9 protein-coding genes and 2 pseudogenes are annotated in these 9,181 nt (G+C 63.4%); 6 read left to right on the top strand and 5 right to left on the bottom strand.

What is annotated here, in order from left to right; all coding sequences use genetic code 11:
- Positions 1-269: 269 nt before the first annotated feature.
- The 5 genes from G6038_RS29335 (at position 270) to G6038_RS29315 (ending at position 3,195) form a co-directional block, all read left to right on the top strand.
- Positions 270-662, top strand: coding sequence for a nuclear transport factor 2 family protein (locus tag G6038_RS29335; RefSeq protein WP_165042269.1), 393 nt, complete (start codon positions 270-272; stop codon positions 660-662).
- Positions 663-913: 251 nt separating this feature from the next.
- A complete protein-coding gene (locus G6038_RS29330; protein ID WP_165042267.1) occupies positions 914-1,063 on the top strand; it encodes a hypothetical protein in 150 nt (49 codons plus the stop codon).
- A gap of 456 nt (positions 1,064-1,519) precedes the next feature.
- A complete protein-coding gene (locus G6038_RS29325; RefSeq protein ID WP_165042265.1) occupies positions 1,520-1,669 on the top strand; it encodes a hypothetical protein in 150 nt (49 codons plus the stop codon).
- Positions 1,670-1,695: 26 nt separating this feature from the next.
- The gene (locus tag G6038_RS29320; protein WP_346772948.1) at positions 1,696-2,820 is read left to right on the top strand and encodes a 12-oxophytodienoate reductase; all 1,125 of its coding nucleotides are present in this window, start codon (positions 1,696-1,698) and stop codon (positions 2,818-2,820) included.
- A 195-nt stretch (positions 2,821-3,015) separates the two neighbouring features.
- Complete coding sequence (locus G6038_RS29315) at positions 3,016-3,195, top strand: hypothetical protein (protein ID WP_206025821.1); 180 nt, start codon at positions 3,016-3,018, stop codon at positions 3,193-3,195.
- A 75-nt stretch (positions 3,196-3,270) separates the two neighbouring features.
- Here the strand turns inward: G6038_RS29315 and G6038_RS29310 are convergent, their stop codons facing one another.
- The 4 genes from G6038_RS29310 to G6038_RS29295 all read right to left on the bottom strand — a co-directional run bounded on the left by G6038_RS29310 (position 3,271) and on the right by G6038_RS29295 (position 7,593).
- Positions 3,271-4,185, bottom strand: a complete 915-nt coding sequence (locus tag G6038_RS29310) for an enoyl-CoA hydratase-related protein (RefSeq protein WP_165042261.1) — start codon at positions 4,183-4,185, stop codon at positions 3,271-3,273.
- 1,030 nt (positions 4,186-5,215) lie between these two features.
- Positions 5,216-5,530 (bottom strand): DUF4286 family protein, encoded by a 315-nt coding sequence (locus tag G6038_RS29305; protein WP_165042259.1) that lies wholly within the window; start codon positions 5,528-5,530, stop codon positions 5,216-5,218.
- 27 nt (positions 5,531-5,557) lie between these two features.
- Positions 5,558-5,950: a nuclear transport factor 2 family protein gene (locus G6038_RS29300; protein WP_165042257.1), complete on the bottom strand. Its 393-nt coding sequence runs from the start codon at positions 5,948-5,950 to the stop codon at positions 5,558-5,560.
- The gene (locus G6038_RS29295) at positions 5,947-7,593 is read right to left on the bottom strand and encodes a class I adenylate-forming enzyme family protein (RefSeq protein WP_165042255.1); all 1,647 of its coding nucleotides are present in this window, start codon (positions 7,591-7,593) and stop codon (positions 5,947-5,949) included. Before G6038_RS29295 ends, G6038_RS29300 begins: the two co-directional genes overlap by 4 nt.
- A gap of 121 nt (positions 7,594-7,714) precedes the next feature.
- On the opposite strand from G6038_RS29295, the pseudogene G6038_RS29290 reads away from it, so the two are divergent.
- Positions 7,715-8,380 (top strand): annotated as a pseudogene (locus tag G6038_RS29290) (IS5 family transposase); the annotation flags it as partial.
- Positions 8,381-8,997: 617 nt separating this feature from the next.
- Here G6038_RS29290 and G6038_RS29285 read toward each other — a convergent pair.
- Positions 8,998-9,181: pseudogene (locus G6038_RS29285) on the bottom strand (IS110 family transposase); the annotation flags it as partial.

Here is a 9,181-nt window from a genome sequence, read left to right as displayed (position 1 = left end):
CGACCACCGCCTCCGGCAGATCCTCGTACGAGGTAGCCGCGACGAACTCCGCCAACGCCGACGTCGAGCGCACCCCACCCCGAGCCGGGACCACATCCTGCACTGTCATCTGGACTCCGTCCCCAAAAAAAACTTAGAGTGCTCTAAAGATACGCAATGCCAGTTTTGAGCACGATGCGTCACATGTCAACGGCTGCCACCTGACCCTGATTGCTCAGTGGGCGGCCTCACCGGAAAACCAAAGTAGGCACTCGAAGGGATCCGTACGCATGACAGCAAAGGAACAGGCACTGGAGCTCTTCCAGACCTGCTATTACGACGCGATCGACCGTGGGAATGCATCGGCCGCCGTCTCGATCTTCACCCACGATGTCTACTGGTCGCACCTATCCGCTTGGCAGAGCGACGAGCTTGGATTCTCACTAACCGATCTCGACCAGTTCTACACCCGCGAAGACGTCTTGAAGTTCTTGAGCGTGGCCTGCCCCAATGTAGTCGAGAGCGGTCTTCGGCACCTCATCCATGACTTGGTCGCCGACGGCGATCGCGGTGCCTTCATCTGTGAGGTAACCAGCAACAAGAAGCCTGACGTTGCTCGATTCCTGGTCTGGTACGAGCTGGCTGGCAGCAGGGTGTCGCGCTACCTGATGAGGCCGCTGTGATCTGAACAGCGCGCCGACCGAATGCCATCAGTGGGTTCCTCAGGAGCAATCCGCGTGCTCGAATCGCGTGAGGACGAGCATGGCCCTGTGACGGATCTTCACCTGGTCACAGTCCGATCCTGTAGAGGGTATTCCAAGGGCGGTGAACAGCGCGGTAGCACGTTCGCGGAGGCATCGCAGTTCGGGCAGTGGAATGTCGAGGAAGGCGGTATGCCATCGAAGACGTCGCCGGCGGCAGGATCTTCGTCGATATGGATGCCGATACCTACGCCCTGGCGGCCACTGTCCACGAGGGTGACAAATCCCTCAGCTGCGGCAGCGTACAGGACTCGGTGATCCGGCGTTCGCAGGCGGTCGCCACAGAGTCGGTGCGGCTCGGCGGGGCCGACGACCGGCCGTGAGAATCTGCCCGCGGTCGAGATGAAGTGGCCGTTTCCGCCGAACCAGCGGTGCTGCTGGAGTACCCCAAGGCGGATCGAGATGCCCTGGTTCGGACGGTGTCTCGGCAATCCGGTCACTGGAGACGAGAGTGCCGTCGAGAATCACATACGCATCGCCCGCCGCGCGGCGCGGCGTAGCACGTCGGGTCACTGCGGCGCCTGGCAGCGAACGCGTAGAGGCCCTTGACGGATGCCGGTAGCAGGTAGCGATCGGGATGCCGACGCCGTGGGCTCGGACCACAGAGGTCGAGATCCGACTTCTCTTGCAGGTGCTCGTACTCGGCCTGCATCCGACAACGGGTTGCCAAAGAGGTATCTCTATTGTCTACTGGTGGTCAATGAGAGAAAGGGCTCGGATTGTTCACCACGGAGTTCGCACGTAGCTGCGGGATCCCGCATCCCATCGTGTGCGGGGGGATGACCGGAGTCGGGACCACGGCGCCGGACTCGGCGGTGGCGAAGACCGGCGACGACCATGTGTCGGCGATCGGGGAGGGCGGCATGGGCTTCGTCGAGGAGCGACTGATTCCAACTGCAGAGTTGCGCCTCGAAGGGAGTCGGGCATGACGAGCCGACGGAGTCAGGAGTCAACTGTGTCGAGAAATGACAGGATCGATCTCACTCCATTCCAAGAGCCTTTTCGGTGGGGAGGTCTGTCGCTTCGGAACAGGTTCGCACTCGCACCGATGACCCGCTTGAAGTCACCAGGCGGAGTGCCAACGGCGGACAATGCCGACTACTACCGGCGGCGTGCGGCTGCCGGTGTGGGGCTGATCATCACCGAGGGCGTGCACGTGCGCGATCCGGCAGCCGGGTTCAGTCTCGACGTTCCTCACGCCTACGGTGCGGACGCAGCTGCCGGATGGCGGGCGGTCATCGCGCAGGTCCACGCCGAGGGCTCTGCGATCATTCCCCAGCTCTGGCACATGGGCGCCATGCGGGGTGGGGAATACGATCGCGGTCCGGACACCGAGACTGTCAGTCCATCGGGCATCGGGCTGGACGGGCGGCCGGTGGGGCGTGCGCTCACCGGCGCCGACATCGAGCGCATCATCGGTGACTTCGTTGAGAGCGCGACGTTTGCAAAGGAGTGTGGCTTCGACGGCGCGGAGATACACGGCGCCCATGGCTACATCATCGATGAGTTTCTCTGGCAGCGCACCAACCGGCGCGGGGATGTCTACGGTTACGGGAACCGGCATGGTACCAAGTTCGCGGTAGATCTGATCAGGGCCATTCGGGGAGCGGTCGGCCCTGATTTCCCCATCGTTTTTCGATTCTCTCAGTGGAAGTCCGACCACTACCGAGCGCGACTGGCTTCGAGTCCCCAAGAGCTCGAAGAGATCCTCACCCCGTTGGTGGACGCCGGCGTCGACCTGTTCCACCCTTCCAGCCGGCGCCATTGGATGCCCGAGTTCGAGTCCCATGGCGATCTCGGACTCGCCGGATGGACCAAGAAGATCACAGGCTGCCCGACCATTGCAGTGGGTTCGGTAGGCGTCGGAGCCCTGATGGGCAGCGATAACACGATCGTTGCCGAGACAGTCCAGGAGCGCTTGACCTACCTACTGCAGCAGTTCGAGCACGATGAGTTCGACATCGTCGCCATCGGACGCGCCCTGCTTGCCGACGCGCAGTGGGTGCAGAAGGCCACAGCAGGAGCCTGGGATGAGATCAAGCCGTATGTCCGCCCACCCCGCGGGGAGCGCCTCTACTGAGCGCGATGGAGGGCGTGGTGGACACATCGCATCCTGGCGTCGGCGGAAGCGAGCGCCTGCACTGACCGTACGCACTCGGTCGTCGTCGACCGGATACCGGTGGCCGGTGATCCGCTGGTGTCGGACGGAGGGGCCGAGGACGCGTGCGTCATCCGAACCTGCACTCCCCTCGTCCTTCAACAAAGGAGCCTTGAAGTGGACGCCGTGATCGACAAGCTGTTCATCACCCCGATGTCTTGGCTGCTGGCCGTTCCGATCGTGCTGCTCGACCGCATGCTGGGACCGGACCTGTCCAGATTGCGCCGCACGGCCGCCCGGCGGTCGCGCCCGGAACCCGGACGGCAACGGTTCTACGATCACGCACAACACTTCTGACGCCGACCGCAAAAGGCTCATCGATCACTCCGTGAATCGAGCTGCGCACGAGACCTGCCCGATAAGTGACTTGCGCTAGGGCGAACCGCTCGCTTCCGCAAGACCATTGCTGAAGACTCCCGATTTGTCCTTCGGCTCGGCTCTGTCGTGACCGATGACGAATCCCCCCGGGACGATGGATCCGGTCACAGACCGGGTCATGGCCTCGGCCTCGAGATCCAGTTGGCCTTCGAGGTCCATGTCGAACGAACCGCGGAGGAGTCTGCGGGTCTCGCCTACGGCTCGACCACGGCTGCCGGCGAGCCGACGGGCGAGCGCCATCGCGTCCTGATCCAGCTCGGCGTCATCGACCATCCGCGTTGCCAGACCCCAGTCAACGGCCTCCCGTGCTGTCACGACGCGGCCTTCGTAGTACATCTCGGCGGCTCTGCGGGGGCCGACATAACGGGGCAATAGCCATGAGGAGCCGCCGTCGAGAGGGAGTCCATTCGTGATGTTACCGGTCGAGAATGTGGCGGTGGCCGACACGATGACCAAGTCGGCCACTGCGATGAACCCTATCGCCCCGCCGGCAACGGCGCCTCGAGCAGCAACCACAATGGGAGCATCCAGAGAGTTGAGGGCCTTGAGCGCTGCGTGAAACCTCGCCGTCATAGAGACGATGACGTCTCGGCGTACCTCATCAGGGACGGAGTCGAGGAACTTCAAGTCCCCACCGACAGAGAACCGTCGCCCGCGGGCACAAATCAGCAAAGCGCCGACGCGGTCACCCCACGATACGATCTGGGACACCCGCTCGGATAGTTCATCGACAAACGCCTCATCGATGGCGTTGCTCCTCTCGGCACGCTCGAACGAGAGCGTTGCCACCCCACCCACCAGCCCCGCGGACACGCGCAGACAGTGCAGCTCGTCAGATGACTCGGGGTCGACGAACTCAGCGCTGGAGCTCGCGGACGCGCCTGTCGCCTGCCTCGTGGTAGAAGTCACAGTCCAATAATCCACGAACCTGGCCGCTTTTCAACCTAGGCAGGTTCCGTAACCACCCGCGTACTGGGACGGCAGCCCGGTCGGGACTGTCAGAAGAGAACGGTCGAGCGAACCGCCCGACATCTCCATCGTGACACTGGGACGAACGATCGGTCCGGTGGCTCGCCGCGGATCGTCGACCTGATGATTCCCGGTGGGATGAGTTGCACGGCAGACCGTCTCGAGGCGAAATCGGGATGTGGTCTTGGCACGTCAGCCGCCGTGTGTGTTCGTCGTCCGATCAGTATGGAGGACGGACGACCGCGTCGGATTTCCGCGCCGTCGAGGTCACCTGGCAGTCCACTATGTGGAAACTTGACGACGGGAATTTGCTGGCCGGGATTCACACAATCCGGATCTACGCGATCGTCTACCAGATGATGGCTGAGCCCTGTGCACCGACGAGTTCACTCTCCAGCCTGCATCCTCGCCAGGGTAAGCGCTGGCGTTCTGCCACGCATCCGCTGGTTGCGGGTGCGGGCCACATATCACGTCTGTGACGGAGTTCTACGTATGCTCACTGACTGGACTGTCCAGCGGCAGAACGCACTGCCGGATTCGGCCGCGCAAGTGCGGTGGCGAGTTCCTCGACTTTCCCACGGTGTTACGGGCGGATTGGCATGGGGAGAAGTCGTACGTGTGCTCGACAACTTCTCCCCACACCGGCTTCTGGCCGTCTGTCGGTGGGCAGCCGACAACGACGTCGAGAGGCGTTCCTGCTGGCATACGGGTCTTGACTGAACCAGATCGAATCGGGGTTCACGGCATGGTGGTACTTCGCCTCGAACCTCGTCGCGACTGGTCAACACATCCAGGTTCGTCATGGCGATACCCAACTGGCTACTCCCCCAGGCGGACCAGTGCGACCAGTCCACACCCGAAGCCGTCGACTCCGGCGGCAGTCGCCGCGTCGCCCCGATGGAGAGGGTCGTAGTAACTCTGTCAGGAGATCGTCGGCGTCGCGTCCTTCGCCGCTATCGCTGCTCGACCGTCAGCCGCGAAGTGTATAAAAGTTGTACACGGTCCGCTCGTGTACGTAGGAATCGCTGCGCGGTCGGCGATCGCGACCGGTAGCCAAGGTCGCGCGGATCTCGTCGATGTCACCTTCGAGCTGCCAGATCGCGAGCCACCGGTTGGATACCGGATTCTCGTCCGGCGGCGCCAACTGGTACCGCTGAACACTCTTGATTCCCGGCACGGCGAGAACGTCCGGGACGTGCTGCTCGTCGTACCACTTGTTGAACTCCTCCTCGCGTCCGGGAACACACTCGGTCTGGACGACCCACACGTGCTTGTCACTAGCCATGCCAACTCCTAATTGATGCTTCAAGCTCTACAGCGGACGCAGGTTGTACTCGGAGACCAGCCCGTCGCGCAGCGTGAACCACGCGATGAAGGTGTCGTCGACCGACTGGGAGACCGTGCTGGTCGTGCGCCCGATGAGGGCACCCTGCTCACCGTCGGTGACGAGCTTTTGCACCGTGTGTACGAGTCCCGCCTCGACCGCACGGGGCAGAACGCGGGTGAGGTAGGCCTCGAGTTCGTCACGGCTCTGGATCACGTCGGCTTCGCTGTGCGAGAGACCGAGTTCCTGCTTCGTAGTCGGCAGGTGTACCCAGTTCACTTCCGGGTGATAGATCGTGACGGCGCCGGCGGCATCGCCCGCGTCGACCTTGTCGTAGTAGCCCTGGAAGATCTCGACCATTTCTTCCTTGGTCTTCGTCATATCGCTCCCTCCTTCGACTCTGCCTCGAGCCGACTGATGATGTCCGCCTTCAGTTCAGCCTTCGCCACCTTGCCGCCGGGCGCGATGGGAAGCTCCGGGACAGTGATGATCCGTTCCGGCCACTTGGATTTGGTGTATCCGTGTTCGGCCAGGACCTCCTGAACCTCACTCAACCGCACGTCCTCGCCGTCCGCACTCACCACGTATACGCAGACCTTCTCACCCATGATCGGGTCAGGCATCGGGACTGCGGCCGCGTTCTGGACGCGGGGATGAAGCATCACCGCATCCTCGACCTCGGGTCCGCTGATGTTGAGACCGCCCCGGATGATGAAGTCCGAAGCCCGCCCGACTACCTTCACGAAGCCTTCCGCGTCGACCTCGACTATGTCGCCGAGGAGCACGTACCCGTCGCGCCAGACGAGCGCCTCATTCGCGGCGGGATCGTTGAAGTAGCCGGGACTGCGTCCAGGACCACGCGAGGCCACGCGTCCACGACCCGGGATCGGGATACTGTTGCCCTCCTCATCGAGGAGTGTGAACTCGCTCTCCGGGATGATCGGCCCCGTCGTGCCGTACCTCAGGTGCTTCGGATGCTCGGCCCTGGTCGGCCCGGCGATCGAGAAGGACTCGCTCGATCCGTAGAACTGGGTAGAGATTGCGCCGGTCTTGCGTTCGAACTCCTCTGCGATCCTGTAGGGCAGCGGCTCGCCACCGATCTCGAGAATGCGCACGGACGACATGTCGGTCCTGTCGAAGTCCGGGTGCGCTAGCAACATCTTCAGCTGAGTCGGCACAACCACCAGCACCGTCACCTGGTGTTTCTCGATGTCTTCGAGGGTCTGCTCAACCGAGAACTCCGAGCGCACGATCGCCGTCGCGCCCTTGAGCGGCGGAGTGAAGTGCGAGAACCATAGCCCGAAGCCCCCCGTGGCCGGCACGGCCACGAGGAAGATGTCATCGCCATGAAGGTGGGTGCACTTGCTGTTCATCCACTTCTGTCGGTTCATCGTCTGCATGACGCCCTTGGGGCGACCCGTCGTTCCCGACGTGAAGATCACCATGAAGAGTTCGTCCGCGGTCAGACCGCGCTCGACGGGCGGCTCCTCCGCCGCGAGCACGGGCTTGCCATCGAGGGCGACGGACCACTCGTCAGCGCCCTGACTCAGTGTGAGGTGGATGCCCTCCCACCCGCTCTCCTGCCGCAGCCGGTCAGCGATCTCCGCAGCGGGACTTCCGTCGCGAAGTGTCCCCAGGGAAAGGAATACCTTGCAGTCGGCCTCTACGACGAGTCGCTCGATGTCGCGGAAGCCCGACCGGTGAGGAACGGCGACCACGAGGTGACCCGAACGTTCGGCACCCAACCAGGCGGCATGCAACGCCGCCGAGTCGGGGAGCATCACCGCGACACCTTCGCCCCGCTCCAGGCCGAGCGAGTACAACGCCTTCGCGATTGTGGAGACACCCTCCTCCATCGACGCGTACGTGACCGGATTAGGCCCGTCGTCGATGTAGGCGATCTTGGCGCCACGCTCACGGGCGTTTTGACGGCAACGCTCCGACATCGTCCCCGCGTCCCACCACCCGTCCGCATAGTGGCGCGCGATGATTTCTGGAGGCCAGACATCAAGACTGAGCGGCATCGTTGCGTTAACCTCCTCGTTCGGAAACGCTGCAGTGTAAGGAACTTAACAATATCAAAGATATCTGTTTGGTCAATAAGGAGGTCGCACATTTCGGCGAGGTGATCTCGCGGCGGAGGCGTTGTGGGAGATCGCCGAGCCGCCGTTACCGGGGTTCCGGGCGTGACCGCAGGGTGGTGGGCGGCGCTGGACGATCGGACGGTGTTCACCGCGGGGGTCTACGTGCTCACCAGCAGCTGCACCTGGTGGCACCTGCCGCCGTCGTTCGGGGGCAGCGTTCCGACTGCGCATCGGCGCTTCGCCGCCTGGGTCAAGGCCGGGGTGTTCGACGAGCTGGACCGTCGGGTCCGAGGTCGCCTCGGCGGAGGACGAAACCTGAGCTGGTCCGCCGCGATCCTGGACGCCGCCCACGTCCGGACGAAAGAACGGAGGTCTCTGACTGGTCCCAGCCCGGCCGACCGAGGCAAGAACGGATCGAAGATCCACATCCTCGCCGACGTCGACGGCCTCCCGCTGGTAACCGCTGTGACCTCGGCGAACACCCACGACAGCGTCCTGCTCCAACCCATAGTGGCCGCGATCGGAGGCGGGGCGGGCGCGCCGCGGGCCACGGCGCCGCCGACCCCGGGGGTCGGTTGCGGGCGGACAAGGACTACGACGATCCCGTGCACCGCCGGTGGCTAAGCGAGCGGGGCATCGCCCGCCGCGGCATCGACAGCAGCGGGCGCCTCAGTGGCACCGGCGCAAGATCGAACGCACCATGGCCAGGTTGACCCGATTACCGCCGACTGACGATCTGATACGAACGCCACGGCGCCCGCTTCGCCGGCTTCCTGCAACACGCTGCCGCGCAGACCTGCTGGAAGACGCTCGGCGAATAGGGAGACGTCGCGCAAAGGGCGGAAAGGCTTGCTTCGTCGATGATCCCATGATCAGCGACGAAGCAAGGCTCCGGCAGCCCGAATCAGGGGGGGGTGTCGGGATCTGCCCGTGTCCACACGCAGGGCACGCCGCCTCGCCCATTCTGCACGCACACCACTGGCCCAACATGCCACCTGCGGTGGATGCTCCTGGGACGAACTGTCAACAGGTATGGCCTGCCCTCCCCGGCAACCACATACACCGCCGACATCAGTATCCTACTCAATGGTGCTCTATAACACCAGCATTCACTTCGATCAATGGTCTTGCTGCATCACATACACGGCGGTGACCCGACCGCTGGTCACCAATGTGGCAAGAAGCAGTTTTCCGACGAACGGATCGACCAGAGGCTGGTCCGGGTCGACGCCATCGCCACTACATCGGAAGCGGGATGTCGGTGTACACGTTCGATCTGTCGGTCCAGTGCTGCGCACTCGACGATCTTCGATAGGAACTGCTGCATGGACGCTCCTATGGATGTCAAGCGGTCTGATGGTGTTCGAGTAGCCGGTAGAAGTCGCGGGCGATGTATCGCTTGAGGCAGCGTTTGGTCTCGCGGGACGTCTTTCCTTCGGCGGTTCGTCGGGCGGTGTATGCCTTGGTCGCGTCGTCGTATCGTTGCCGGGACAGCACGACGGTGTGCAGGGCCCGGTTGAGCTGCCGG

Source organism: Rhodococcus sp. 14C212 (genome assembly GCF_011058195.1).
GTDB classification, from domain to species: domain Bacteria; phylum Actinomycetota; class Actinomycetes; order Mycobacteriales; family Mycobacteriaceae; genus Rhodococcus; species Rhodococcus aetherivorans.
The sequence above is the reverse complement of the archived record's forward strand: the minus strand, read 5'-3'. Positions and strand labels throughout refer to the sequence as shown.

Excerpts from the sequence above, each read along its gene's own strand:
- G6038_RS29335 (WP_165042269.1), top strand. The coding sequence starts at position 270 with ATGACAGCAAAGGAACAGGCACTGGAGCTCTTCCAGACCTGCTATTAC.
- G6038_RS29330 (WP_165042267.1), top strand. The coding sequence starts at position 914 with ATGGATGCCGATACCTACGCCCTGGCGGCCACTGTCCACGAGGGTGAC.
- G6038_RS29325 (WP_165042265.1), top strand. The coding sequence starts at position 1,520 with ATGACCGGAGTCGGGACCACGGCGCCGGACTCGGCGGTGGCGAAGACC.
- G6038_RS29305 (WP_165042259.1), bottom strand. The coding sequence starts at position 5,530 with ATGGCTAGTGACAAGCACGTGTGGGTCGTCCAGACCGAGTGTGTTCCC.
- G6038_RS29300 (WP_165042257.1), bottom strand. The coding sequence starts at position 5,950 with ATGACGAAGACCAAGGAAGAAATGGTCGAGATCTTCCAGGGCTACTAC.
- G6038_RS29295 (WP_165042255.1), bottom strand. The coding sequence starts at position 7,593 with ATGCCGCTCAGTCTTGATGTCTGGCCTCCAGAAATCATCGCGCGCCAC.